Source organism: Prevotella melaninogenica, from assembly GCF_018127925.1.
GTDB lineage: Bacteria > Bacteroidota > Bacteroidia > Bacteroidales > Bacteroidaceae > Prevotella > Prevotella melaninogenica_C.
On the sequence record NZ_CP072348.1, the window covers coordinates 781,019 to 807,561 of the forward strand.

21 protein-coding genes, 1 pseudogene and 1 riboswitch are annotated in these 26,543 nt (G+C 40.6%); of the genes and pseudogenes, 14 read left to right on the forward strand and 8 right to left on the reverse strand.

Features of this window, described 5'->3' with window-relative positions; genetic code table 11:
• Window positions 1-10 precede the first annotated feature (10 nt).
• The 4 genes and pseudogenes from J4861_RS08760 to J4861_RS08775 all read right to left on the reverse strand — a co-directional run.
• Window positions 11-814, reverse strand: a complete 804-nt coding sequence (locus J4861_RS08760; RefSeq protein ID WP_249110925.1) for a hypothetical protein — start codon at window positions 812-814, stop codon at window positions 11-13.
• Window positions 815-833: 19 nt separating this feature from the next.
• Complete coding sequence (locus J4861_RS08765; protein ID WP_211817645.1) at window positions 834-1,685, reverse strand: GIN domain-containing protein; 852 nt, start codon at window positions 1,683-1,685, stop codon at window positions 834-836.
• 18 nt (window positions 1,686-1,703) lie between these two features.
• Complete coding sequence (locus tag J4861_RS08770; protein ID WP_211817646.1) at window positions 1,704-2,525, reverse strand: ABC transporter ATP-binding protein; 822 nt, start codon at window positions 2,523-2,525, stop codon at window positions 1,704-1,706.
• Window positions 2,526-3,076: 551 nt separating this feature from the next.
• Window positions 3,077-3,484 (reverse strand): annotated as a pseudogene (locus J4861_RS08775) (transposase); the annotation flags it as partial.
• A 421-nt stretch (window positions 3,485-3,905) separates the two neighbouring features.
• Here J4861_RS08775 and J4861_RS08780 point away from each other — a divergent pair.
• The 9 genes from J4861_RS08780 to J4861_RS08820 all read left to right on the forward strand — a co-directional run bounded on the left by J4861_RS08780 (window position 3,906) and on the right by J4861_RS08820 (window position 14,918).
• Window positions 3,906-4,790: a DNA/RNA non-specific endonuclease gene (locus J4861_RS08780; RefSeq protein WP_211817647.1), complete on the forward strand. Its 885-nt coding sequence runs from the start codon at window positions 3,906-3,908 to the stop codon at window positions 4,788-4,790.
• A gap of 23 nt (window positions 4,791-4,813) precedes the next feature.
• Entirely contained in the window at window positions 4,814-6,346 is a 1,533-nt protein-coding gene (locus tag J4861_RS08785; RefSeq protein ID WP_211817648.1) for an ATP-dependent DNA helicase, read from the forward strand.
• 629 nt (window positions 6,347-6,975) lie between these two features.
• Window positions 6,976-7,557 carry a biopolymer transporter gene (locus J4861_RS08790; RefSeq protein ID WP_211817649.1) on the forward strand — a complete coding sequence of 194 codons (582 nt, stop codon included), beginning with the start codon at window positions 6,976-6,978 and terminating at the stop codon, window positions 7,555-7,557.
• A gap of 119 nt (window positions 7,558-7,676) precedes the next feature.
• Window positions 7,677-8,246, forward strand: a complete 570-nt coding sequence (locus J4861_RS08795) for a GNAT family N-acetyltransferase (protein WP_211817650.1) — start codon at window positions 7,677-7,679, stop codon at window positions 8,244-8,246.
• Window positions 8,247-8,326: 80 nt separating this feature from the next.
• A riboswitch (cobalamin riboswitch) is annotated at window positions 8,327-8,517 on the forward strand.
• 48 nt (window positions 8,518-8,565) lie between these two features.
• On the forward strand, window positions 8,566-10,545 hold the full coding sequence (locus J4861_RS08800) for a TonB-dependent receptor plug domain-containing protein (RefSeq protein WP_211817651.1): 1,980 nt from the start codon (window positions 8,566-8,568) through the stop codon (window positions 10,543-10,545).
• A gap of 48 nt (window positions 10,546-10,593) precedes the next feature.
• On the forward strand, window positions 10,594-11,670 hold the full coding sequence (locus J4861_RS08805) for a YncE family protein (RefSeq protein WP_211817775.1): 1,077 nt from the start codon (window positions 10,594-10,596) through the stop codon (window positions 11,668-11,670).
• A gap of 595 nt (window positions 11,671-12,265) precedes the next feature.
• A complete protein-coding gene (locus J4861_RS08810; RefSeq protein WP_211817652.1) occupies window positions 12,266-12,472 on the forward strand; it encodes a hypothetical protein in 207 nt (68 codons plus the stop codon).
• 24 nt (window positions 12,473-12,496) lie between these two features.
• Window positions 12,497-14,122 (forward strand): hypothetical protein, encoded by a 1,626-nt coding sequence (locus tag J4861_RS08815; RefSeq protein WP_211817653.1) that lies wholly within the window; start codon window positions 12,497-12,499, stop codon window positions 14,120-14,122.
• Between the two features lie 331 nt (window positions 14,123-14,453).
• The gene (locus J4861_RS08820; RefSeq protein ID WP_211817654.1) at window positions 14,454-14,918 is read left to right on the forward strand and encodes an HU family DNA-binding protein; all 465 of its coding nucleotides are present in this window, start codon (window positions 14,454-14,456) and stop codon (window positions 14,916-14,918) included.
• Between the two features lie 217 nt (window positions 14,919-15,135).
• Here J4861_RS08820 and nhaD read toward each other — a convergent pair whose 3' ends face one another.
• Window positions 15,136-16,521, reverse strand: a complete 1,386-nt coding sequence (gene nhaD / locus J4861_RS08825; protein ID WP_211817655.1) for a sodium:proton antiporter NhaD — start codon at window positions 16,519-16,521, stop codon at window positions 15,136-15,138.
• 176 nt (window positions 16,522-16,697) lie between these two features.
• On the opposite strand from nhaD, the gene J4861_RS08830 reads away from it, so the two are divergent.
• Both J4861_RS08830 and ligA read left to right on the forward strand, forming a co-directional pair.
• Window positions 16,698-17,093: a (deoxy)nucleoside triphosphate pyrophosphohydrolase gene (locus J4861_RS08830; protein ID WP_211817656.1), complete on the forward strand. Its 396-nt coding sequence runs from the start codon at window positions 16,698-16,700 to the stop codon at window positions 17,091-17,093.
• A gap of 78 nt (window positions 17,094-17,171) precedes the next feature.
• Window positions 17,172-19,193, forward strand: a complete 2,022-nt coding sequence (ligA, locus tag J4861_RS08835; RefSeq protein ID WP_211817657.1) for an NAD-dependent DNA ligase LigA — start codon at window positions 17,172-17,174, stop codon at window positions 19,191-19,193.
• Between the two features lie 196 nt (window positions 19,194-19,389).
• Here ligA and J4861_RS08840 read toward each other — a convergent pair whose 3' ends face one another.
• Window positions 19,390-19,857, reverse strand: coding sequence for an HU family DNA-binding protein (locus J4861_RS08840; RefSeq protein ID WP_211817658.1), 468 nt, complete (start codon window positions 19,855-19,857; stop codon window positions 19,390-19,392).
• 483 nt (window positions 19,858-20,340) lie between these two features.
• Here J4861_RS08840 and J4861_RS08845 point away from each other — a divergent pair, with 483 nt between their 5' ends.
• Entirely contained in the window at window positions 20,341-21,192 is an 852-nt protein-coding gene (locus J4861_RS08845; RefSeq protein ID WP_211817659.1) for a hypothetical protein, read from the forward strand.
• A 207-nt stretch (window positions 21,193-21,399) separates the two neighbouring features.
• Here J4861_RS08845 and J4861_RS08850 read toward each other — a convergent pair whose 3' ends face one another.
• Complete coding sequence (locus J4861_RS08850; RefSeq protein ID WP_211817660.1) at window positions 21,400-22,149, reverse strand: nucleoside-specific channel-forming Tsx family protein; 750 nt, start codon at window positions 22,147-22,149, stop codon at window positions 21,400-21,402.
• A gap of 98 nt (window positions 22,150-22,247) precedes the next feature.
• On the opposite strand from J4861_RS08850, the gene trmD reads away from it, so the two are divergent.
• Entirely contained in the window at window positions 22,248-22,925 is a 678-nt protein-coding gene (trmD, locus tag J4861_RS08855; RefSeq protein ID WP_036922392.1) for a tRNA (guanosine(37)-N1)-methyltransferase TrmD, read from the forward strand.
• Window positions 22,926-23,267: 342 nt separating this feature from the next.
• Window positions 23,268-25,490, forward strand: coding sequence for a TonB-dependent siderophore receptor (locus J4861_RS08860; protein WP_249110926.1), 2,223 nt, complete (start codon window positions 23,268-23,270; stop codon window positions 25,488-25,490).
• Between the two features lie 356 nt (window positions 25,491-25,846).
• Here J4861_RS08860 and J4861_RS08865 read toward each other — a convergent pair whose 3' ends face one another.
• A complete protein-coding gene (locus J4861_RS08865; RefSeq protein ID WP_211817662.1) occupies window positions 25,847-26,281 on the reverse strand; it encodes a hypothetical protein in 435 nt (144 codons plus the stop codon).
• Window positions 26,282-26,543: the final 262 nt, after the last annotated feature.

The following is a 26,543-nucleotide window of genomic DNA, read 5'->3' on the forward strand; positions in this document are numbered from 1 at the left end:
CCACGTCATGTTAAATATTTCTCCATCGGTTGTTGATAACCTGCAGACGTGTATAGAGTTTGTAAGAACTCCAGTACATCAAGACTGTTAATCCGATACAGATGAGGTTGCTTATAACAGTGGTGAGTGCATTATTAGTTAAGACAAGCTCGTAGTCCGTGTACTCGTAAAGAAGATAGGCAAAAGTCGTGAGGCTCATTGCAATGCCGATAATGATGACAAATAAGCTGATTAGCGTCTTCAGCCATGCAACCTTGCGGAAGAACATTCCACCTAAGAGTGTGAATGAATTAGTAAGAAGAACTATTTCGGCGTTAACCCATAATGGAGAACCTGTTCTTAAACTTTGGCAGTATTCATACCACGTTGCGACCAAGGAAGCTCTTCCACCATAGAAAATAAGCATTGTCGTTAGCTGTTGCAATCCATCGGCAGCGATAAAGGCGATGGCAATAAGCAATGGACAAACCACAGAAACAAGTATGAAACGTGCCAAAAACTTCTCAATATTAGTTGCAGGCAGCATCATTTCATTTATACGCTGCTGACGTTTACCGAGGTCGCTGATAATGAATGTAGCTATAGTGAAGAATGACATTGCAAATACTAAATTGATAAAAGGTGTATTTCCCCATAACTTAATTCTTATATCAGCATCTGACATAGGCTGTCTCTCAAAGAACGGAAAAAACATTATTGCAATAACAAAGAATCCTATGAGAAAGCCTGCAAAGAGTTTAATGATAGAGCGGCGGCGTATAAGAATGAGCCGGCTCATTACTTTACAGAAGCGATTTATATCAAATTTTTTCATATTTATATCCTCCTTATGTTTATTTAATTCTTGTTGTTTCATTCTTGATCACGGCTTTACCCCCTTCTATCATTTGTATTGGCAGACGTGTTGTTCCCGTGATCTTGGCATCTGTATTACCCATTATATAGAAGGATGCCGTGTCTGTGCGGTTGAAGTTTACGTCTAAGTCAGCATTCCCCGGAACAGCAAAGCGAGCTTTCTTGGCTGTCAGATTTCTGATTTTCAGGTCAGCATTACCTGCTATGGAGAAAGATGTATTGTCTATATGCCCTGAGTTCAGCCTTATTTTGCCATTCCCAGAGATATCAAAATTGGCTTGCTTAGCGGTTAGGCTCTTAATATTTATACCCATATCATCAGCTATGACAAAGTTCAACTGATTAATTCTCATCTTATTTATAGTAACATTACAACCAAAATCAGAATTAATTATCAGGTTATCAAGTGTAATAGAGTCTGAGAAAATAATCGGGTTAGAGCCTTGCAAATTTATGTGTGTTAAGTTGGGAGCAGTAATATAAAGTTCAATATTGCTATTCACTTTTTCCATGTTATAGGGAAAGAATAGCTGACCAAATGCAGTATCTGGGTTCTTTATTTGTACAGTCAATTTGCCATCAATGACATCAAAATCCAAATATGAAAGCAATCTTTCCGGTCCTTTAACCTTTATACTGCTTTTCTTGCCTTGTATGATATGAACTGGAACTAATGCTGCAACCTCTAATTCCTGGAACTTTTCAACAGAAATATTCTTGGTTACGACCTTACCAAAGTCCCCTTTCTTGCGAATACAAGAACTGAAAAGGAATAGGCAAGCAGCGAAAACAAGGCTGAGATTAATTATTTTTCCAAATGTTGTCTTCATAATGATATTCCTCCTTTTTTATTTTAGTTTGCCTGTTGTCACAGCATTGAACAACAATTCAAGATTAATAGTTGTCTCGCTATCTCCCTCCTGACGTCGAGCAATCACATTATTGCCCTGAATCGAAGGCTCCGCGTAGAGTACGTCATCTCCCATCTCATTGGTTTGACGAATGCCGAAGGTGTATTCAGCTGTGATTTCCTCAGTTGATGCATTCATAAGGATTTGTGAGTTATCAAGTATAATAATGTGGTCAAGCAACTGCTCAACATCATGCACCTGATGAGTAGAGATAAACAGCGATGCGTCTTCTGCCATATTGCCAGCAACTACCTTACGGAAAAGTGCCTTTGAAGGAATATCGAGTCCGTTAGTAGGTTCATCCATCAGAAGAATACGACAACCAGTAGCAAGTGCAAAACTCATATACACTTTCTTTTTCTGACCCATAGAGAGTTGCTTAAAGTCGAGATTAGAGGACATCTCGAAGTCTGACAAACACTTTTCAAGGACCTCCTCGCTAAATCGAGGATAGAAGTCTCCATGAATCTTAGCATACTTACTGAGTGACATGTTGGGCAAGTCGTATTCCTCAGGTACAATATACAGTTCCTCTAACATTTCTGGATAACGGCATGAAGCGGTGTAACCATCAACGATAACACTACCCTTCTTCGGTTTCAGAAGTCCTGCTATAAGATATAACAGCGTACTCTTTCCTGTTCCGTTCTTGCCTAACAGACCATAAATTCGGTTCTCATTGAGTTGTAGATTCAACCCCTCAAACACGTTGTGCTTGCTTTTAGGATAGCTGAAAGTAAGTTCATTTACTTGAATCATAGGGCTTTTCTTTTTGATAGATTGTTTTCTTTGATTGCATTTTTTATTCTCATTTTTTAAACCTAAAGTGTACTACCATAATAGTACACTGCAAATGTAAGACTAAAAATCAATACTTGCAAGTATTTTAGTAAAAAAATGATGGAAAGATAATCATTTTCTTATGACCAGCCTCCACTAAACAATCATGCTATTTAGGTTTTCTAAGAAAAAAGAAAGCCATATATAAATAAGGTATAAATGGAATAGAGTGACAACTACAAAGCACCTTTTGTAATAAATTTATCATTGCTTCATTTTCTATTCATGCTTAATAGCATCTGAATTAAGCCTTAATTGGCTTTCAAAAGACGCCCTTTTGGAGTCTAACTAACGCCCTTTAAGAAGCCAATTAAGCACCTTTTAAAATCCAACCTTATAACCATCAGAATATAAGGAAGTTACAAAGGCAACACAAAACACACTTTTATACATTTCAAAAGACTTAAAAGCAACAAATTATGTAAAGATATTTTTCTGTGTTTTGATAAAAGTACTAACAAACCTTAAACACTTTCAAAGTATGCCTCATAGTCATCAGAGAGTGTATAGATGCTGTCCCTCTGCCCCATAATCTCTCGCAATTTCATCATCATCAACCATGCGGGAGAGTAATATTCGAGTTCAAGCTGATGCTGGATCTCCTTAGCCGACAGTACCTGCTTGATGGATGTCATCATGTGCGCAGTAGAGAACCAATCATACAGCGGTAGTTTGCTATGTTCCATAACGGTACCCTTTGTCAACGAGATTCTGTTGCCACAGTTCTCACATTGAAAGGATTTCCTTCCAGGCAGCCATTTATACTTTGTAGCTCCACACTTAGGACACACAACACCTATTTCCTCTCGAACAGCTCTAAGGTAGTTCTCGCAGCTATCCTCATCAGGGAACATCTGGAAGAAGTCTTTCAATAACATAGGTCTCATATTTGTGACAAATATAATTGATTTTCAGATTTTTACAATGGAGCTATATTGAAATTAACATACCTTAGTACTTTTATCAAAACACAGAAAGATATTTCGTACCTTAAAGGATAAATACATTCTATCAAAGAATAAGCCATTAACCACACGCCAAATCCCCCAAAAAAAATAAAAGACAGCTTTTAAGTGAAGTCTTTAATGAAAAGCACCTATTAAATAACAAGAAAATAGTAACTTTGTAAACATAAACAATTTACCGTAAAGTTTGAAACTCAAATGGCAAAGGCTGCCCTTCCCATATATTCTTAACCGACTTTTTGAGACGGAAAGTTCTCTTGTACTCATTAGGAAAGGGAGTAAATGAGGGAGAGACACAACTATCATAAATAGCATTAAATTCAAAACAACAACAATGAAGCATATATTCCTAAAGACAATCATGCTTTCTCTGTCCCTATTGGCTGTTGCATGCAAAGGAGAGAAACAGAAGGGAGATTTCTCAACATTAGACAAACCCTTTGTAGAATCCTATAACAACAATAGGTCTGACGACACATATACATCAAAGGGAAAGAAGAATGCGAACCAGAAAAACACATTTGAAGTAAAACAGGGCTTAGAAATTCCTATCGGTAAAGCCAATATTCCGTCTCTCATACTCTATCGTGAGGGCTATACAACATCGTATAACGCAGCAACACATACGCCTAACTGGGTGGCATGGCATCTAACGGCAGCTCACACAAACGGACCTATTAAGCGCAAGGGTATCACCTTCCAAGCAGACGAAGAGATACCGGCACCACGTGTTGACACTTATGATTATATGCGTTCTGGCTACGACAGAGGACACATGTGTCCTGCTGGTGACAACCATTGGAGCCAAAAAGCAATGGAACAGAGTTTCCTGATGACGAATATTTGTCCACAAGTACCAGCCTTGAACAGTGGTTTGTGGAATACAGTAGAAAAGCTTTGTCGAACATGGGCAGAGCAATATGGCGATGTTTATATTGTCTGTGGACCTATCTATTTCAATCGAAAGCATAAGACAATTGGAAAGAATAAAGTGCAAGTGCCTGAAGCTTTCTTCAAAGTTGTCCTCCGACTGAAAGGCGAACCGAAGGCTATTGGTTTTATATGCAGAAACGCATCGGCTAAAGGACACAAGAAGACTGATTACGTCAATACAGTTGACGAGGTAGAACGCATCACTGGAATGGACTTCTTCTCACAACTTCCTGATAACATTGAACAGGTAATAGAAAGCCAAGCTAATATAAAAGAGTGGTATTAATAAGGAGTTAAAGACTTTAAGCGATGGTAAATGAAGAACTAAAATATAGGATTTTACAGAACTTCGGATTTACGCCTACTGCCGACCAGCTACATGCCGTAGAGGTCTTTGCACGCTTTATGACCGACCGTGATGAGCGTGCTGTAATGATTCTCCGTGGTAGTGCTGGTACGGGTAAGACATCCTTAGCAGGTGCAATCGTGCGTACAATGCAGGAATTACGACAGAAGGTTTCACTACTGGCACCAACGGGTCGTGCAGCAAAGGTATTCTCATTGAATGCCAATCAGCCTGCAGCAACGATTCATCGCTCTATCTATCGGGAAAAAGCATTTACAGGACTTGATGGGAAGTTTAATCTGAATGTCAATCTCTTTCATGACCGTTTATTTATGGTTGATGAAGCATCTATGATTAGTTTGTCATCAAATAATAGCACTTTCGGTAGCGGTTGTCTACTTGACGACCTTATCCAATTTGTTTACAACGACCGTAATTGTCGTATGTTGCTTGTTGGCGACAAGGCACAGCTCCCTCCTGTAGGTGAAGAAGAGAGTCCTGCGCTACGTGCGGATGTCCTTCGTGCCTATGGACTGACTGTCTATGAGTGTGATTTAAACGAGGTTCTTCGTCAGAGTCAAGACTCAGGCATTCTCTATAACGCTACCGTTATTCGCCAAATGATAACCCATGATGAGGTAACGCAACTACCAAAGATTCGTTTCAATGGCTTTGCTGACATCTCCATCGTACCAGGTGATGAACTTATCGAACGACTGGCCTCCAGCTATTCAGAGGTTGGAATCGACGAGACTATGGTCATCACGCGATCCAACAAACGTGCTAATGTCTTCAATCAAGGTATTCGAAACATGGTTCTTGGACGTGAGGAAGAACTGACAACAGGCGACATGTTGATGGTCGTGAAGAATAAGTATAAGAACAGCCCAACCCCATCACCTTCCCTCAATGGCAGCCTCAACAATGCTATAAATAATATAAACAGTCTTACCACACAAGCGACAAGACAGGTTACGCAACTCCCTTCAGGAGGTGGAAAGGAGATAGAAAAACCCGCACTTACCTTCATTGCCAATGGCGACCGCGCTGTTGTGCGTCGTGTTCGCAATGTTCGTGAGTTCTATGGGTTCCGCTTTGCCGATGTATCACTGGAGTTTCCCGACTATAATAATGCCGAAGAGGAGATGACGGTCATCCTTGATGCACTGATGACAGAAGCCCCTGCCTTGACACAAGAGCAGAACGAACAACTCTTCCAACGTGTGTTGGAGGATTATGAAGACATCCCCTTAAAGGCAGACCGCATGAAAAAGGTGCGCGAAGATGAGTATTATAACGCCCTACAGGTAAAGTTCGGTTATGCTATCACCTGTCACAAAGCACAAGGCGGACAGTGGGCACACATCTATCTTGACCAAGGATATATGACAGATGAGATGCTCACACCCGACTATATCCATTGGCTTTACACCGCTTTCACTCGTGCTACAGAACATCTCTACCTTGTCAACTGGCCCAAAACGCAAGTAGAATAGGCATTTGTAACCGAAGTTTTAATCTCATTACATGGATAATAAACATTTCCATAAGACCTAAACAGCATAAAAAACATAATGGTGTGCATCATCTACAGAGGCTATTGACACAGAGTACACCTATGATGCAAAAGGAATATACTGCTCTTTTATCTTTATAATAAAACAATCTGGACTTAGCCTGAGTTGGTTTCATTTGTTCCTCCAAGCCTTTCCACATGATTAAACCCGATTTAACAATCAGAAGACACTTATCATAGACGCTTACAGAAAACATTCTAAGACGTATTTATCTATTGATGACAACACCTCCACCTACCCTTTTTTAGACTCGTGTTGATGCCCAACACATGTGGTGCGCATGCCCCGCACCAATGGTGCGGAGGCTTAACACCAATAGTGTTGACCGCTTAACACAAGACGCTATGTTGTCAATAAGAAAACAAAAGACCATTAGCATATATGAATACGACCATTAACAAATAACAATTACTTGCTTAAACCCAAATCATTCAACCACACTCCTTTATAGTTAAAACATGCTAAAGACAAACCAACTAAACGAAATTATACCTATCTTTGGCAAATATAGTAGTTAAATTTTTTATTCACTAAAGCTTAAAAAGATTATGAAGAAAGTATTTATTATGGCTATTGCTGTAGCAGCAATGACCTTCGCAAGTTGTAACAACGGTAAGACTAATGCTCCTAAGGCTAATGCAGACTCAGACACAACAGAGTCAGTTGCAACTGATTCAGCAACAACTGCAGCAGCTCCAGCCTCAGCAGATCAGCTCATCGAGCAACTCAACGATAAAGTAAAGGCTAAGGACGATAAGGGTGTAGCTGCCTTGCTTACAGTAGCACAGACCAAAATGGCTGAATTGGCACAGAAAGATCCAAAAGAGGCACAGGCTTATGTTGCAAAACTTCAGCAGTGGATGCAGAGTAACTCTGAGAATATTAAGGCTGCCTTGAAGTCTTCTGGTAATGAAGCTGCCGCTAACGCAGTAGGTGCTGCTATCGACGCTGCATCAAAGGCTGACCCAAAGGCTATTACTGAAGGCATGTCAAAGGCTAAGGAAGCTATGCAATCAGCATCACCTGAGCAGGTAGAAGCTGCTAAGAAGGCTGCCAAGGAAGCTGCAGAAAAGATGCAGGGCAAGACTGGCGAGGCTGCACAGAAGGCAATGAAAGACTTAGGTCTTTAATATCACCTACCCCACTTCCTTCACAGCTTGAAGGAAGTGGGAGATTATTCAAGCCGATACGATAAAGAAATCATCCAAGAGAAACACACTATCTCAAATAGTTTTCGTATCTTCGCACTATGATTAAGATTGAAGATGCACAAAAGAAGCAGGCTACAGTAATAGCCCGTTTGATTATGGAGGCTATGAACCACGAGTGTTGTCAGTGGTTTGCAGGTCCTAACCACACCTTAGAAGACTTTCATCTGCTAATGACAAGATTAGTGGAACGTGAAGACTCGCAATACTCCTATCTTAATACACTTGTAGCAATAACAGAAACAAATAAGATTGTTGGTATCTGCGTAAGCTATGACGGAGCTAAACTTAGAGAGCTAAGAAAGGCTTTCATTGAAGGAGCTTTGGAGGCTTTCGATTGTGACTTTTCTGATATGGAGGACGAGACAACAGCTGGTGAACTATATATTGACTCACTTTGTGTTGACAATTCTTTCCGTGGACGAGGGCTTGCTAAGCAGCTACTTAAAGCTACAATAGAGAAAGGAAGAAAGATGAACCTCCCTACTGGATTACTTGTTGACACAGGAAACCCTCAGGCAGAACGACTTTATCACCATGTAGGATTCGTATATATGGGTGATAATCAATGGGGCGGTCATAAGATGAAGCACCTACAAAAGCCATTATAAAATCACATTTCAACAGGTGATAAGCATTATGCTGTAAGTAGAAAAGTACATCTTTATTTGCCTATCTCTCCCCTTTGTCGTATCTTTGCATATGCAATAGGTTCATTACTATCATGATTAAAAAGGGAAAGCGGTGTAATTCCGCTACTGTCCCGCAGCTGTAAGTTGTCTCTCATTGGTAAGCTGATACCACTGGTGAATATAAAACCGGGAAGGTGCTTACCTACATTGGATAACAAGTCAGAAGACCTGCCATTGCAAGTCATTGCATCCCTCGAGGAAGGGCACTGCATAGAACCATTTGATTACAGAAAGAGATATGAGGCAGTTGGCTTCTTTCTTACTTTTATTGTGCCCACTCGGTGCGATAGCACAGACTATTGAATCTGACACAACACAAACCATAGATGAGCTTGTGGTCAATGGCTTTCGCATTTCTGGAAATGTATTGGCAAGTTCGCCAGTACAGACACTTTCACATGCTGATATGGAACGACTTGGCATCCACGATATGGGCGATGCCTTGAAACGATTTGCAGGTGTACAAGTGAAAGACTATGGTGGTGTAGGCGGTATGAAGACGGTCAACATCCGTGGTCTTGGAGCTGGTCATACGGGAGTCGTTTATGATGGTGTTCAGGTAGGTGACTGTCAAAGCGGACAAGTAGACCTATCTCGCTTTACCCTCGATAATATCTCACTCATCAGTCTTCAAATTGGTCAAGACGACAATATTTATCAGAGTGCAAAGTCATATGCTTCTGCGGGAATGATTAATATTAGTACACTGCAAGGCTATACAGACCGTAATGGTCAATCAACAAGAAAGAAGACTCAGCTCGCGGCAACCATCCGAACAGGTAGTTATGGTCTATTCTCACCTTCCCTACTCTTCCACCAGCAGTTTTCACGCCTTGGTATTGGGGCATACGGAAGCTATGAAAGGGCTGATGGCGTTTACGCTTTCAAATTGAAAAATGGTGTTAAGACTATCAATGAACGACGTAACAATAGTGACATTGAGACTTGGAGAGGAGAAATTAACCTTGATTATCAACTCAATGATAATCAAATACTGAAGTGGAAGACATACGGTTTCACCTCTCATCGAGGCTTACCGGGTGCTGTCATCTATGATAACACCTACTCTGCTGAGCGATTAGTAGACAAAAATGTCTTCACACAACTATTCTATGAAAACCAATTTAGCCAGCGTATCAAGTTGAAAGCAGCTGCTAAATGGAATTATTCATGGTCACGCTATTCGGATATACCTGCCAGTGGATATAAAGAAGATACCTACCGACAGAACGAGACTTACCTTACAGCGACTCTGTGGACAAATCCTTTGCAGGGATTAAACCTTTCCTTCGCACAGGATTATGCGCATAACCATCTATCCATGACGCTTCCGAAAGCTGCCAACCCTACCCGCAACTCGCTGTGGACAGCTTTAGCAGCTAACTATCAGATAGGCGCATTCAGTGTCAATGCATCTCTTCTTGCAACGAACATCTATGAAAGTGTAAAGCAAGGGAACGCTTCAAACGGATTTCACAGACTGTCGCCTGCCTTTAGTATGCAGTGGCGTTGTCTGCAAGACTTCCGCCTCCGCTTTGGATATAAGGACATCTTCCGTACTCCAACACTCAATGAACTTTATTATACAGGTATCGGCAACCGCCATCTAAACCCTGAGAAATCACGCATGTGGAACCTTGGTGCCACTTACTCGCACACCTTTAATCGTACACTCCAGCTTTCCTTGACCGCTGATGGGTATTTCGGCAATGTCACCGATAAGATTATTGCGGTACCAAAGATGTTCTATTGGCAGATGATGAACGCTGGGAAGGTGCGCCAATTAGGGCTGGATGTATCAGCAAACATAGAGAAGAGATGGGGTAATGATTGGTCCGTGAGTGCGACTGGCAGCTATAGTTACCTAAGTGCAACCGATAGGACTGATCTTTCGGAGCTATCCTATGGAGACCAAATAGCTTATACACCTCACCATTCAGGCTCTGCAAACATATTGATACACTCCCCTTGGCTAGATTTCGGATACAATGTCCTCCTTATGGGAGAACGATATACCTTAGGATATAACATTCCACATAACCGTATGTCAGGCTTTACCGACCATAGCATCACACTCTCTCGGGAGTTCAACATCAATAAGCAGCAATTACGAGTACAGTTTGATGTCCGCAATCTTGGCAACAAGAATTATGAGGTTGTTCGCTTCTATCCAATGCCAGGTACCAACTGGCGCCTGTCTGTAAGCTGGGAACTTTGAGTAAAGAACGATTAAGTAAAACCAATTATAAACAAAACAATGAAGACAATGAAAAAGAATCTACTTGCGTTAGGCATTATCCTCATGTCTGCGCTCACATTCACTGCTTGTAGTGATGACAATGGCTATGATGATGGTGTCCAGCCAAGCCTGTCAAGTACTAACACCTACATTCCTTGTGCTGGTAATTACATGAAGAATGACGGCACCGTAGGTCTGCTTGACTATAATACGGGGAATCGTCCTAATGCACCATTCCTTTATTATGACGCATATCAGGCACAGAATGGTACAGGGATTGGCGATGCACAAGACCTTATCATCGTTGGTAACAAGATTATCGTTACAAGTACTAGTTCGTCAAAGCTTGAAATTCTTAACCGCTTAGGGAAATTAGAGCACAGAGTGAAACTCCATAACACACAACCAAGATTCTTGGCTACAGATGGTAAGTACGTCTATTTCTCTGCTTATACGGGTAAAGTATATAAAGTAAATCCCAATGACTATAAGAAAACCATTATCGATTCAGTTATCGTTGGCTCACATCCAGAGGCTCTATCTGTGGCTAATGGCAAGCTTTATGTCAATATGAGTGACTATAACTATGATGGAACAGGAAAGTCAGTATCAGTAGTCGACCTCAATACCTTTAAGAAGATAAAGGAACTTCAAGTTGCTTTGAATCCCTACGACCAGAGCATTGCTGTCGGTGATAAGGTTTACTTCGCATCTTCATTCCATGGGGAGGATGCTGCTGTGCAAGTCATTGATGCCAAGACTGACCAAGTCACAACGCTATGCAAAGCCAACATCTTTGGTTATGACAAGACAAAGAACAGATTGATCTGCTTCTCTACCCAATACGACTACACACTTAAACGTTTTGTGGTAAACAAAGCTTTTACTTATGACATAGCAACAAAGGAGCAGAAAGAATTAAACCTAGAAGGTCTTATTTCCCCATCACAGGTTAGCGTAGACAGTAAAGGTTACATCTACGTTATTGACACTCCCAAGTATTCAGAACCAAGTAGAGTGTTCTATTATAGCCCTGAAGGTAAGCTGATTCAAGGTCCTATCCTTGTAGGATATGATGCACACAAGATTAAATTTGCTAATTAAACAACCCTACACTTTCTTAGCAAATCCTTTTCTCATCCCCTGCAAACAGTACTATTTACTCCCCTCTCCATCTCGGAGAGGGGTTGGGGGTGAGGCTTTTTTTTCTTCTTTTCCTTGCCCATTCCATTTAATCTTATTACCTTTGCGCCCGTTGAGTGAGAATTAACTTATTAATAATGATGTTACAAACAACTAAATTCAATCAAGCTAACGTTTGCGCCTTATATAATAAAGGTGTAAATGCACTTGCTATTGCGTTGGAATCTTTAACATCTAAATACGAGAAAAAGATAGTAAATTATTTGGTAGTTCCAAATATTTGTATACTCTCTCTCTCTCTCTCTCTCTCTCTCTCTCTCTCTCTCTCTCTCTCTAGTAGAGCAGACGTAAATTACACATTTTTTTCTTCTCGCGTACGCGCGCGCGAAGCGTGCCGCAAACCCTGTAAACAAAGGACTTCTAGGAGTTTCCTTTGTTCTTTTTTTGTGTCCGTACCTAAACCGAATTATAGAGAAATTAAGCACGAAATAACAACTATTTTTAATCAATAAAACAATGGATACATTAACTCTGTATCCTTTAACTTTAAAACAAAATGATAGCAACAGAAAGAAAGATTTATCTAAAGCCTCAATGCAACATCATTTGCACGGAGACAGAAGCCCTGTTAGGCACTGCCAGTGGTAATGCTGGAAAGATTCAGTCAGGAACGGTAACGGGCGATGCAAAGCGTAACTTCTTTAACGAAGAAGAAGACGAAGACCAGGAAGGATTTTCTTGGGACAATACAGAAAAGGACTAAAGATTATAAGAAAGGAAAACTAAAATGAATAAGTTTATGAAGAGAACAACTATAGGTTCAGTAATGCGAGGTATGTGTTATGGTTTCGCAGCCTTATTGTTTACTGCTAGCTGTGCGAATGACGACGTTGCACAAGAGAACAAGCAAAAGAAAGATAATATCCCTGCTGGTACAACCGTCTTTACAGGTACTTCTCAAACGGAAGTCACAACACGTACAGCCATTCTTAATCATACAAAGGGTTCAGATGCTTCTGTGAATTGGAGCAGCACAGACAAGATATGGGTAAAGGACGATGGAGGAAACTGGCAGCAGAGTGGAGCTGTAACATTCCCCTTTGCTACTAATAAGGCACAAGGAATGTTTGCCCTTTCTGGTACTTATACAGGTTCTACACACGATATTCTTTACACAAACAAGACTATTTCGGGGACGCAACCACAAGTAGAGATAAAGGCAACACAAGCACAGTCTGCCCCAAACAACTTTGACCATGCAGGTGAATCCGGCGATTTTGGTATCGCAACAGGTAACAAAGCGGGCAGTAATTACAAATTCACCCTTAATCACAAGGCTGCTTATCTCTGTTTTATCCCTCGATCAAGTAACCCATACGTAAATCGCAGTAAGTTGATTAAGGTTGAGATTATGAGCGATGACGATATTGCTGGTACTTACAACATAGCTGCCAATGGAGCTCTTACCCTCGCTTCAGGCGGTTCAAAGACAATCACCGTAACAACTGGTTCGGGCTTTGCAATTGATAACTCTGCTGATGATATGAGCAAGAATGCAACCTATGCAGTCGTTGCTCCTGGTACACATACTTTCCGCATTCGTTATTGGCTTCGCAATACAACTGACAATCCAGATGGCACAATAGAGGGAACAGTATCAAAGATCGTTACGGTAAATTGTACGGCAGGTTCAATTCATGATATAACAGCTAATCTTGATCCGCATGATTACGATGGCGACCATTACTCTATGTGGGATGCTCAGCAGCTATATTGGTATGGTTACGAATGGACAAAGAACTTGGGATCAGGCGTAGGCCAGCCAACCATTAATAACGGGCTTCCAGGTGCAACAACTTCCAGCAACTACGCCAAGAGCAACACTGACTCTCGTTGGTTTCACGAGGGCAGCGGTGCATTCCAAGCTACCCATTCATGTGCTACCCTTCCTAATGCCAACGAGATGTCTTGGTATTGCATGGCTGGTGATCCTCATTGGGACACAAACGAATTATGGACTACTATGGGTCACATATATAAAGGTGGTATGTGGTTTAAGAAGAAATCTGTTTTGAAAGCAGAGAATAATTATGATACAGAGAAGTCCTACGATCGTTTAACAGATTTACGTACAACACGGAAGGAGTACAACAATAGTAGTGTCAGCTCAGATCTCCCTTCCGCAGCCAACGCAAGCAATTACTTCTACTTGCCCACTTTGGGTTGGTACGACTGTAATAGCATTAGCAACTCTTGTCAGCTGCTCGGCATTGGTCTCAACGTCGGCTATTGGTCGTCAAGTGCCGATCCTTCAAACAATCTCCAAGCATGCAGTCTGGCATTCAGCAGTGTTGGCGTCGTAGTGCAATTCAACAGCCGCTCAGACGGGTTCATTGTTGGGACGTTTGAGTAGTCCTTGCGATTGTCTTTTATAGGTGTCGCTATCTAAAAGGCGACACCTAAGATATATTCATGAGTGGTTATCTTCTACTCTGTTTGATAAACAATAGTAGATAATTAATGCGAAAAAATATGACAAAAAGGGGTAAAAATAAACCCTTTATAAGTGGCTGACAATCAAGGTCTTATAAATAGGGTATCTAAGTATGATACTTAGGGGGTCTAAGTATGATACTCAGGTACCCTAAGTATGATACTTAGGTACCCTCAGTCCCATACCGAGGGTGGCTCGAATAAGAAAATAATTTACATATTGTATTTACCAACTTTAAAACATTGAGATTATGGCATTTTTTAAGAAAGTAAAGAAAAAGTTGACGGGGCTATGGTATCCGGAAGCGATAACCGTTGGAAAGCCCGTAACAACAGATCAAGTGGCTGACCGATTGGCATTGATTTCGACCGTGAGTCGCGGTGACACGTATGCGGTGTTGAAAGACTTAGGAGTTGTTATGGCTGCTTTTATGGCAGAAGGTCGCACGGTGAAGTTGGAGGGCATAGGTACGTTTTACTACACCATCAACGCCGATAAGGGTATTGCAAAGCCTGAAGAGGTGACGGCAAAGCAAATAAAGAATGTCCGTGTGCGTTTTATCCCCGAGACTTCTCGCACGCAGAGCAATAAAGTTGCCACTCGCTCGCTGGTTTCTGATAACATTCATTGGGAAGAGTGGAAGGAAAGCCTCACCCCCAACCCCAAGCCGAAAGGAGAGGGGAGTGAAGAGCATCCTGGACCACAGGTTGGGTAGGAAAGGAAGCCGCCCCTAAAGAAGCCTCCCCAAGCCTTTCCAAAGGAGGGGGAGTGCCTACGGGAGCTAGTTAGGATAGGTTTTTCTCAATCTCCATAAATTAAGGACAGACGAGAGCGTCTGTCCTTATTTTGTGGCGTGTTTAGGAGACATCCCCTCCTTTCGGCTTGGGGAGACCCTAATTTTGAATTATGAAATCTGAATTTAATAGTAACTCTTACAACGGAGTTGTGAAGATAAATGTACGGATAACCCAATAAGAGAGAATACCACAGAGATAACCCAAGAAAGCTATCCACGAAATCTTCTTCATGTACCAACCAAAGGTTATCTTCTCCAATCCCATTACGACAACACCTGCTGCAGAACCGATGATAAGGATAGAACCACCCACCCCAGCACAATAAGCCAATAGCTGCCAGAAGATACCATCAACAGCCATGTCGCCTGTTGCCTGAACAGGATACATACCCATACTACCTGCAACAAGTGGGACGTTGTCAACAATAGACGATAATACTCCAATGATACCCGTCACTGCATAATGATTACCTTGGAAGAAACTGTTTAATCCTCCACCGAGTTCGTGTAATACTCCCACTTCTTCAAGACAGGCAACAGCCATCAAAATACCAAGGAAGAAGAGGATTGTTGACATGTCAATACGGCTCAACAGATTGGTGACACGCTTAGAGAAGTCTTCGCTATCGCCCTTAGCACGATGTAGCTTGCGATAAAATATCTCTGTAATCGTCCAAAGAATACCCAGGACAAAGAGGATTCCAACGAATGGGGGAAGGTCTGTGAAATAATGGAATACTGGTACGAAACAGAGTCCACCCACACCAATGGCAAAGATTATCTTGCGTTGTGAGCCATTGAACTCTAATAGTTCAGTATCACAAGAGTGATCGGTCTCTAACATATCACCACCTAACTTGCCCTTTAATAAGAACTGAAGAACAAAGGCTGGGATAATCATTGATATAAGAGATGGAATGAAAATCTCGCTTATCACGCCACCAGCTGTTATCATTCCTGCATTCCACAACATGATAGTTGTCACATCACCGATTGGTGAGAAAGCACCACCCGAGTTGGCGGCAATGATAACCAATGACGCATAAATCATACGGTCCTTATGGTCTTGAACGAGCTTGCGAAGAATCATAATCATCACAATACTTGTTGTCAAGTTGTCCAAGATAGCTGAAAGGAAGAATGTCATGAAGGCTATCTTCCATAATAAACTACGCTTTGACTTAGAACGCATCACGTCTTTAACCCAATTAAAGCCACCATTCTGATCAACAATCTCAACGATTGTCATCGCTCCCATGAGGAAGAAAAGCGTAGTTGCAGTGTCACCAAGATGCTCGGTTATCAACTTGTTGGCAAATGTAACTAACTGATCACCCACACCCTTAAACTCTGGGTGCATCAGCTGTACAAACGGTGCTGGATCAAACATGTAAAGTGTCCAGCAGAAAACAAACATCAATAAGGCAACTGCTGCCTTGTTAACCTTAGTAAGGCTCTCCATTGCAATGAGCGCATAGCCCAGCACGAAGACTACAATAATCGCAATTGTTAGTGTAGACATAAATGATTATAATTTCTAATATTTTATTAGTGTACAAAGATACGCAAAAGATATGAGTTGCCTATAAAGAATTGAAATTAATTCTAAGAAAGATAGACTTATTTGGCAAATTGTAGTATATTTGCAAATAAAGCAAGAAATAAGAGGTCGAAAATAACCGAACGATAGATAAAATTATGGAAAAGAAACATCTCAACGTTGTCTGCGCTGTTATTCATGATGGTGATAAGATTCTATGTACACAGCGATTGCGCAAAGGTCCTAATTATATTGCTGAACATTGGGAGTTTCCTGGTGGTAAAGTCAATGAAGGGGAAAATGATCATGAGGCTTTACGTCGTGAAATACTTGAGGAAATGGACTGGGACATCTATGTCGGAGCAAAACTTGGGAGCGTTGAATATGACTATCCAGACTTTTCAATCTGCCTTACCGCCTACGACTGTATGGCACATGACAATAATTTTAAACTTCTCGAACATATTGACTCCTGTTGGTTGAAACCAGAAGAGTTCTCAAAACTCGATTGGACTGAGACTGATGCGGCACTCATCAAACAGCTTTGGAAATAAAATCAGCCTCCTTCCACTACCTGCCTCTACTTATACTCATTTAGTACGATTTGTTATCGTCAATCAACAAACAGAACAATGAACACAGAAATACAATCACTTGTTAATCAACTTAATGCTGCATCCGACGCTTATTACAATGGTCGTGATGAACTTATGACTGACTATGAATGGGATGCAGCCTTTGATAAGCTAAAAAAGTTAGAAGAAGAAACAGGTATTATACTCCCCGATTCTCCAACACAAAATGTATCTGCCGATAATGTTACTGGCAAAAAGGAAAAACATGAATTCCCTGCACTCTCCTTGGCAAAGACTAAGAAGGTAGAAGACTTGGCGAAATGGGCAGAGAATAGACCTATATGGCTCTCATGGAAGTTGGATGGATTGACACTTGTTGTTACATACGATAATGGTAAACTGACTAAGGTTGTCACACGTGGAAACGGTCATATTGGCACCAATATTACTCATCTTTCTACGGCTATTGATGGTATCTTGCAAACCATTCCCTACAAGGGGCATCTTGTTATCCGTGGTGAAGCTGTCATCAGTTATCCTGATTTTGAACAGTTTAACATAGAGGCAGAGGAAGAATATGCCAACCCTCGCAACCTCGCATCGGGCTCTCTCACTTTGAAAGATATCAATGAGGTGAAAGCCCGTCACCTGCGCTGGATTCCCTTTACACTCGTTTATACAGAGGAAGAAATAAACTCTTGGGGCGGACGCATGGAATGGCTTGAACACCAAGGGTTCAGAGTTGTCGACAGAGAGCTCATTGAACAGCCTACCGTTAATAACATAGAAGCAGTCATTCATCATTGGACAGAAAGAGTTACTGGTGTGAGTTCATCACCATTCCCCTACCCTGTTGATGGCTTGGTCATCTCATACGACGACACAGCCTATGCTGCAACAGGTTCTGTCACTGGTCATCACGCCACACGTGCAGGCTATGCTTTTAAATGGCAAGACGAGAGTGCTGAAACAGAATTAGACTATATAGAATGGTCATGTGCTGCTTCAACAATCTCACCAGTAGCTGTTTTTCGCCCTGTAGACTTAGAAGGAACAACCGTTAAACGTGCATCACTTTGCAACATCTCCGAGTGTGAACGATTAGGGATTGGTGATAAAGGTACGAAGATAGCTGTTATCAAAGCTAATAAGATTATTCCGAAGGTTATTAACGTTATTGAAAGCGTTGGTACTTTCCATATTCCTGAGACATGTCCAGTATGCCATTCTGCTACAGAAGTTAGCGAAAGTGAGGTTAGTGGAACACGCACACTACACTGTACCAATACACATTGTCCAGCTAAACAGCTGAAGAAGTTTGGTAGATTTGTATCAAAAGAAGGTGTAAACATTGACGGACTCTCTGAACAAACCGTGCAGAAATTTATTAATCTTGGCTGGGTTCGTGAGTATGCCGACCTTTTCCATCTTACAGAACATACCACAGAGCTGCGTACAATGGAAGGTTTCGGAAACAAGAGTGTCACTAAAATATTGGCTGCTATTGAAAAAGCACGTAATGTAGAAGCACGTCGTCTGCTCTTTGCTTTAAACATTCCACTTGTTGGACAGGATGTTTGTAATCGTCTTTTATCAGCATATCCATTGGAGGAACTTATTAAAACGGCTACAGAAAGTGCTACAGAAGATGTCTTCTCAACCATTGCTGGTATTGGACCAGAGAAGAGTGCAAGCTTTGTACGCTGGATGAAAGATACTGATAATCAATCAATGCTACAGCATCTATTGGTTGAGCTAAACGTTAGTCAACCTTCATCAGCTCCAACTGGTGATAGTTGCCAGGGATTAACCTTCGTCGTTACGGGTGATGTTCACCATTATAAGAACCGTAACGAATTGAAAGCATACATAGAAAGTCAAGGTGGTAAGGTAACTGGCTCTGTTTCTAAATCAACGAATTATCTTATAAACAACGACGTAGAAAGTACTTCTGGAAAAAATCAGAAAGCCAAGGAACTTTCCATTCCTATTATCTCTGAAGATGAATTCATAGCTCGATTTGCACAAGTTACAGCACCAGAAACATCTTCACAACCAACAGAAGGAAGTCTATTCTAAGATATAGATTCTATAAACATATAAAGAGAGTGTGTCAAAATGCAAAAGACCATTTCTATACTCGGTTTTGAGTAAAGAAATGGTCTTTTCTTTAACTTTAGAAGAATCCTACTTATAGATTGAAAATGTCAAGTTAATGATTTGAATTCTGACACACCCCTATGTAAAGATTAGAAAGTCACGCTCGTTCGTCCGCTTATGGCTCTGCAATCTCTGGTCCCGATTGAGAGTGATTCTTAGCTGGCTTCTTAGTTTCCTTTTCAGGCGCAGTAACACGTTCGTAGCTCACGCCAGTAAGTGTAAAATACTTCTTTGAGGGAGTGAGGTGTACCACAGGTTTCGTAATATGAACCTTTGGGTTGAACTCCGCTTTTCCTTTCTCAACCAGTTTACTCTGGAAAGAAGGTGTAAGTGTCCCGATGTCTCCGAAGTCTACAATGTCTCCGTTCTCAACGTGCTTTTTTGCTATTTCAGCTGCAAGTCTGAGAACAGCCTCAACCTCTGCACCTGTGAACGTTGTAGCGTGTGCCACTTCATCACAGAAACTACGATGATCAACTCTCTTTCGTCCTGTAGGATGTGCCTGCACAACGATTTTTCCTTTCAAAATTCCAACTGTTCCTTTACGCTCCTTTAGCGTATAGGCAATAGGTCTGTTCGACATAGTAATTAGTGTTGCCCCCGATTGTTAAGCCTTTGGAGGCTGGGGCTTTATCCTCCTCAACTTGTTAGTAGATTAATATCACAAAGGTAAGAAATTTCTTGACTATCTCCAAGAGATGTTCATACTTTTTCTTACATTTATCAACCCTTTTTCGCAAAATGGTTCACCTATTTTAGTAAAACCATCTACCTATTACCAGAAAACCGTCTACCTTTTTCGCCAAAAGGGTCTACCTTTTCTATTAAAAAGGTCTACCTTTTTTGCCGAAAAGGTAGACCCTTTTTGAAGAAACAGCCAAACATCTTCTATAGATTTGGATATGGTTAATTAATAACCCTAATAAGAATATGCGGTATTTGGCTTTCATTTTGTCCAATGATTTTCAATCTCTATTTTCATATCTCTGATAATTTAATGGTCATCAGCGTTGGAAAACAGAAGATTATGTTGTATCTTTGTGGTGAATTCTAAAAAATGTATAATATGTCTATAAATGTTATTGAATCGGTTATACAGACCAATCGTTCTCGAGAGTTGGTAAGTCAAATTATACCTATTCTCATAAGTTGGGCAAAACTCCGGTTAACTAATAAGACCTATGGAGACTTGCTTTCAGCCTTGGGGTATACACGCTTTTCAGGTATTGGAAGGCAACTTGGAAATGTGGAAACTGTTTTACGAGAACTTCGAGAGAGTACTGGAGCCGTAGATATCCCAACTCTAAATGCGTTAGTTAAAAATCCAAAGTCAGACCTTCCCGCTGATGGTTTCGAATTTGTGTATCCTAATTATAAAAAGCTATCTGTTCCTGAAAAGAAGATCTTCATTGCTGGGATGAATGAAAAAGCATGCGCTTATACAAAATGGGACTGGGTATTGAAAGAGTTGGGATTGAAGGAAGCTATTCTACTTTCAGAGTACCAACTAAATACCATAAAGAATGTACAATTTAATTATGGAGGTGAAGGGGTTGAACATAAAAACTTAAGGGAATTCATCTTTGAACATCCAGAAAGTATTAATTCTAACAATATAGTTTTTAAAGGAACAGAATATATATTGCCATCAGGAGACAGACTTGATGTTTATTTTGAATTTGAAGATAGAAAACATGTGGCTATAGAAGTTAAGCCAAGTACCTCTCCAGAGTCTGATATTATCCGTGGTATTTTCCAGTGTGTCAAATATCAAGCTGTAATGGAAGCGTTAAAAAGGATAGAGTGCCAAGACTATGGAATAGAAGTCATTTTACTTGTAGCTAAGAAATTATCTTTTCAAGAAAGAACACTTGCAGAAGATCTCGGGATATCATATATAGAAAACTTTAAAATGTAACATTCGTACAACTATATCAATACTTTGATTAGCAGTATTTCAAGAGTTTGTTTTTATAGTAGGATTCTTCTAAAGGCAAAGAAAAGACCATTCCTTTACTCAAAACCGAGTATAGGAATGGTCTTTTTTTGGATTATTTCTAACTGTAAGATTACCAAAATGAGATTTGCATTTTGACACATCTTCTGTTATATATAAATAAATCTTTTAGAATGTCCACTTAGCTGCAACTGTAGGGATAGCATAGAAGTGGTTATTCTGTCCTTTGTCGTTCCATACGAAATTATTGCTAATCTCAACCTCAGTACCCAAAGAGAGATTTACATCTTTCATTCCCTTAAGCGTATTGAGATTAAACCAGAACTGAGGCTCAGAGAGAAGTATCATTTTACCATTAACATTTGGATCATACCAAAGATCACAGAACCCAGAGAACGTACAAAGACCCTTAGCGAAGGTAGTTCCCCACACCTCTGTCAGCTGAAAACCACTGAAAGGATGTGCACCAGTGTGAGCATTCTTAAACTGATACTTATACATTAACTGAAGGCTAAACGTTTTTGAAAAGTCTTTTGAAGCCCAGTTCCATGCTCCACCAAGAAGAACAGCATGCTGATAACGGTTACCATAATAGCTATCCATTGTTTTACCAGAGCCTAAACCACCATTATACTCAATATGTGCAGCCCACTGCTTATTCTTCGTAAGATTAAACTCACGTGAAATCTCCCAATAAGCACCCATTACACCATCGCTCTTGTAATCAATATCAGTAAACATATAGGTAGAACCCCAAGTGTCAGGTTTGAACATTTCAACCGTCGTTGTTACTGACGTACGTGAATTAAGGTCCTTGCAAAGACTATGACCCAAGTCATAATGTAGCTGAACGTTTTGTGCACTTGCACAACCAAAAGCTGCTATCATACAGATAGCGAGGGAAAAGAATCTTTTCATAACTGTTCTTAGTTTATATATTAGAATCTACGGCAAAGTTACAAAAAAATCCTAAACTATCAACGTAATAGCAAAAGATTAGTTAACTTTGTAGCTATATGAGAATAGATATCATCACCGTATTACCAGAGATGCTGGAAGGATTCGTACACGAGAGCATCCTTGCCAGAGCTGAAAAGAAAGGGTTAGCAGAGATTCGTCTGCACAATCTTCGTGACTACACAAAGGATAAATGGCGGCGTGTTGACGACTATCCTTTTGGTGGACAAGCTGGTATGGTCATGCAGATTGAGCCTATAGACCGTTGTATCGCTGCTTTGAAGGAAGAGCGGGAGTACGACGAAGTCATCTTTACATCACCTGATGGCGAACAATTCAATCAGAAGATAGCCAATGACCTCTCGTTGGGAGGTAACTTCATTATTCTTGCAGGACATTATAAAGGTGTTGACCAACGTGTACGCGACCATCTCATCACACGTGAAATCTCTGTTGGCGACTTTGTTTTAACAGGTGGCGAACTACCAGCTGCTATCATTGCTGATGCTGTTGTACGACTGGTTCCAGGTGTTATCAGTGACGAACAGAGTGCACTCTCAGACTGTTTTATGGATGATATGCTCTCAGCACCTATCTACACTCGCCCTCGTAGTTATAATGGTTGGGATGTTCCTGAGATTCTACTCAGTGGAAACGAGGCTAAGATTAGACAATGGGAGTTTGATCAGGCAATGGAACGCACTAAACGACTACGCCCTGACCTCTTGAAAGAATAAAACTACTAAACGCTGTAAATTAACTTATAAAACAATAATAACTAAGGCGCAGCTTTGAAACATACAAAAGAAGTTGCAGTAATAGATAGGTACGCAATCCATACTCCTATCCTTTATTGCAACTTCTTTTTTTCGACATACTTCTATTACTTTAAGAAAAAGCAATTTACCCATTGTTAGGTATTGTAGTATTCATATTTTATATATACTTTTGCACCGCTTATAAATTATTTCAGGATTATTATATTTATCAATATGGTTAAAAGATTACACTCTTATCTTTTATTGACAGGCACCTTATTATACTCAGCAGCTCTGCCAATAAATGCACAAGGAAACACTATGGGAAAAGCCCCAACTGACAGCCTTACACAAGACACATTATTCTCAACTCCTTATCTGCACGCTCAAACGTTGCAGACGGTTGAAGTAATTGGGCGTAACGAACGTTCCTATAAGAATACCAACTCTTTCATCGGTACAAAAACAGAGACACCTTTGAAAGACATTCCACAGTCTATCGGCTACGTAACAAAGGAGTTAGTGCGCGACCAAGGAGCAACTACTGTTAATGAAGTTGTAAAGAATATCAGCGGTGTGAATCAATACACCTTCTACAATGACTTTTCTATTCGTGGTTTCCGCACTACTGGTAACCGCAATTCAGGAAACCTTGTCAATGGTATGCGCGCACAAACAAGTCTTTGGAAACAGCAGTCACTGGCAAATATCGAGCGTGTTGAAGTTATCAAAGGTCCTGCTTCTGCCCTTTTTGGCAATGCTGCACCGGGTGGTGTCATTAATCGTGTAACAAAGAAGCCACTGCCTTATCAACGCAATACGGTATCAACAACCGTTGGTAGCTTCAACACACTGAACACCTACGGAGATTTTACTGGACCATTAGACAAGAAGAACACCCTTCTATATCGTCTTAATATCGGTTACGAACATACAGATTCCTATCGTGACCTACAAGAAAATACAAACTATATAGTTGCACCATCTTTCTCGTTCCTCCCAACACAAAGGACACGCTTTAACGTCGACATCGTTTATCAGCGCACCGATGGCAAGGTTGACCGTGGTCAGCCTATCTTTGGAGATGGTGACCTCAATTCAGTACCAATTAGTCGTTCGCTCTCTGCAACAAATGACTATCTAAAGGAGAACCTCGTGAATATTACGCTTGGTGTAACCCATAAGTTCACGGATAACCTCTCTTTCAATGCTACCTATCTGAACTCTTCCTATGATGAAGACCTTCGTGAGCATAATCAGGCAAATGCTTATGTGAAACTGGCTGACGGTTCTCAAAGTCCATCTCGCATCCTTATGCAGTGCCTTATACGTCAGCGTCATTTTAGAAATAACAGCTTTAACACCTATCTCAATTATAACGTAAGCACAGGAGCTGTCAATCATCGCCTCCTCCTTGGCTATGATTATTTCCAAATGGCACAGCAAGCTGGCTCGTCAGCAATGACTGCAGGAGGCTATCTGCTAAAAGACGGTACGACAACAACAGCTTTCAAGCCTGCCAACATTGCGAAATACGTACTTGACAAGGATGGTAATCCACAAACAAATGTGCCTTATTATGACTTGACAAGTAATAATAACAACATTGAGCGTGACTACTCTAAGTATGTCTTTGTTGCAACTGCACTCTCTCCTTACCTACAGTATTCTCATGGCATCTATCTTCAAGAACAGATGGAAGTAGGACCAGTAAAACTTCTCTTGGGTATTCGTCAGGAGATATTCACTGATGTACTAAATTATAAGACCAATAAGGAGACCCGCACCACACAGCATGCTTTCATTCCACGTCTTGGTGCTGTCGTTGCTATCAACAAGAATCTGAATGTGTATGGTACATGGGTAAAAGGCTTTGAGCCACAGAGTGCATCCGTACAGGGTAACCCTAACACAGGTGGACCATTTGATCCAGAATACAGCCAGTTGTTGGAGGCGGGCTTGAAAGGCGAATGGTTTGACAAACGACTCAGTACTACCCTTTCTTTCTTCCATCTTCAGAAACGCAATACACTCTATAATGCCAACGATGCAAATAATCCAGAGTTGCTGGAACAAGTGGGAGAAGAAACTTCAAAGGGTATTGAATTAGACGTAGCAGGTTTCATTCTTCCTAATTGGAGTATCGTTGCTAACTATGCCTACACCCATGCTGCTATCACAAAGACAGCAACCAACTCAGAGAAAGACTATGGTATGCAACGCCCAAACACACCACGTAACTCATTCAACATTTGGTCGAAATATATCATTCAGACAGGTGCGCTACGCAACTTTGGTTTTGGTCTGGGTTTCAATGCTGTAACAAAGCGTTACGGACAGGTTGGAAGACGTGAGAATACCATTGTCTATCCTGGCTATGGACTCCTCAATGCAGCACTGTATTATCGACTTCGTAACTTGCAGGTACAGCTAAATCTCGACAACGCAATGAACAAAGTTTATTGGGTGGGAGGTTACGACAAACTCCGTTCCTTCCCAGGTGCTCCACGCAGCATAAAAGCTACAGTGACTTACAAGTTCTAAAGAGCTAAAAAGCAGCCTAAATAAAAAGCCTTCATCCATCTACAGAGCTATAGCTTTTGTAAAAGGATGAAGGCTTTCTCTATAAGTAACAACGCACTATAAACCATGTATGCATCTTTACATCCCACTACTTTGACAATATTACAAGAGAACAACTAAAACATTTTCATTAATAAAACGGCTAAACCCCACTTAACTTAGAAGCCATTTATTACACATTACCATCTTAGATCTTTATATTCAAGTTGCTGTCATTTTAACATTTAAAGAGAACTCACTGTATAACAACCTATTACCTCTCCACAAAGAATGACAGCAGTGACAGGAAAATTGATTTAAAGAATTGCCTATCGGATTTAAGAAGAAATAGGTAAACCTCCAAAAAATACAAAACAAAGTAGCTGAAGGACATTGAAACAATGACAGCCAAGAAAGACTTTATTCGTATAATCACGATGTCGAATAGCTTGAACCAGCGAGCAAATATAAATAATAATAAGAGGTATTGAAATAAACCAACTTCCAACAACAAATATCATTAACCAAAAGCAACACTCACCTGCATCATCACCTGCAAACGAAGCAAGTAACATTAAGAACAAAAAGGCAGTAACCAAAGCAAACGACACCACACGTAGAGATATCCAAAAAAAGGAGCGCCAGTTCTTTTTGTAAAGTGTATCTATTCTTACCGTTTCCCCACGCTTCGCTCCATTATTCCAATGACTCACTAATAGTGATACACCAAGAGCAAGAATACAAATTAGTATAATGATAGTAAATGTAAACATAATTAATTTATTGTGGCAAAAACCTACGTATAAATATCATGAAAGATCTCTTGCAGAGATATCCTTTTATTCTCACATATACAAGTGAAGCATCTATAAACAAATGACTTCAACAACTTACAAAGCAGCTTTATAAAATATGTGTTGCTACTCAACACATGTCGTGCTGGTAGTAAGCACCAATGGTGTTGAGTGCTAAACACCTTGCAGTATATTACCAAAAGAGGGTGTATCAATCGCTTGATACACCCTCTGACATTAT

Coding starts and splice junctions, on each gene's coding strand:
- J4861_RS08760 (WP_249110925.1), bottom strand. CDS start 814: ATGAAAAAATTTGATATAAATCGCTTCTGTAAAGTAATGAGCCGGCTC.
- J4861_RS08765 (WP_211817645.1), bottom strand. CDS start 1,685: ATGAAGACAACATTTGGAAAAATAATTAATCTCAGCCTTGTTTTCGCT.
- J4861_RS08770 (WP_211817646.1), bottom strand. CDS start 2,525: ATGATTCAAGTAAATGAACTTACTTTCAGCTATCCTAAAAGCAAGCAC.
- J4861_RS08780 (WP_211817647.1), top strand. CDS start 3,906: ATGAAGCATATATTCCTAAAGACAATCATGCTTTCTCTGTCCCTATTG.
- J4861_RS08785 (WP_211817648.1), top strand. CDS start 4,814: ATGGTAAATGAAGAACTAAAATATAGGATTTTACAGAACTTCGGATTT.
- J4861_RS08790 (WP_211817649.1), top strand. CDS start 6,976: ATGAAGAAAGTATTTATTATGGCTATTGCTGTAGCAGCAATGACCTTC.
- J4861_RS08795 (WP_211817650.1), top strand. CDS start 7,677: ATGATTAAGATTGAAGATGCACAAAAGAAGCAGGCTACAGTAATAGCC.
- J4861_RS08800 (WP_211817651.1), top strand. CDS start 8,566: ATGAGGCAGTTGGCTTCTTTCTTACTTTTATTGTGCCCACTCGGTGCG.
- J4861_RS08805 (WP_211817775.1), top strand. CDS start 10,594: ATGAAAAAGAATCTACTTGCGTTAGGCATTATCCTCATGTCTGCGCTC.
- J4861_RS08810 (WP_211817652.1), top strand. CDS start 12,266: ATGATAGCAACAGAAAGAAAGATTTATCTAAAGCCTCAATGCAACATC.
- J4861_RS08815 (WP_211817653.1), top strand. CDS start 12,497: ATGAATAAGTTTATGAAGAGAACAACTATAGGTTCAGTAATGCGAGGT.
- J4861_RS08820 (WP_211817654.1), top strand. CDS start 14,454: ATGGCATTTTTTAAGAAAGTAAAGAAAAAGTTGACGGGGCTATGGTAT.
- nhaD (WP_211817655.1), bottom strand. CDS start 16,521: ATGTCTACACTAACAATTGCGATTATTGTAGTCTTCGTGCTGGGCTAT.
- J4861_RS08830 (WP_211817656.1), top strand. CDS start 16,698: ATGGAAAAGAAACATCTCAACGTTGTCTGCGCTGTTATTCATGATGGT.
- ligA (WP_211817657.1), top strand. CDS start 17,172: ATGAACACAGAAATACAATCACTTGTTAATCAACTTAATGCTGCATCC.
- J4861_RS08840 (WP_211817658.1), bottom strand. CDS start 19,857: ATGTCGAACAGACCTATTGCCTATACGCTAAAGGAGCGTAAAGGAACA.
- J4861_RS08845 (WP_211817659.1), top strand. CDS start 20,341: ATGTCTATAAATGTTATTGAATCGGTTATACAGACCAATCGTTCTCGA.
- J4861_RS08850 (WP_211817660.1), bottom strand. CDS start 22,149: ATGAAAAGATTCTTTTCCCTCGCTATCTGTATGATAGCAGCTTTTGGT.
- trmD (WP_036922392.1), top strand. CDS start 22,248: ATGAGAATAGATATCATCACCGTATTACCAGAGATGCTGGAAGGATTC.
- J4861_RS08860 (WP_249110926.1), top strand. CDS start 23,268: ATGGGAAAAGCCCCAACTGACAGCCTTACACAAGACACATTATTCTCA.
- J4861_RS08865 (WP_211817662.1), bottom strand. CDS start 26,281: ATGTTTACATTTACTATCATTATACTAATTTGTATTCTTGCTCTTGGT.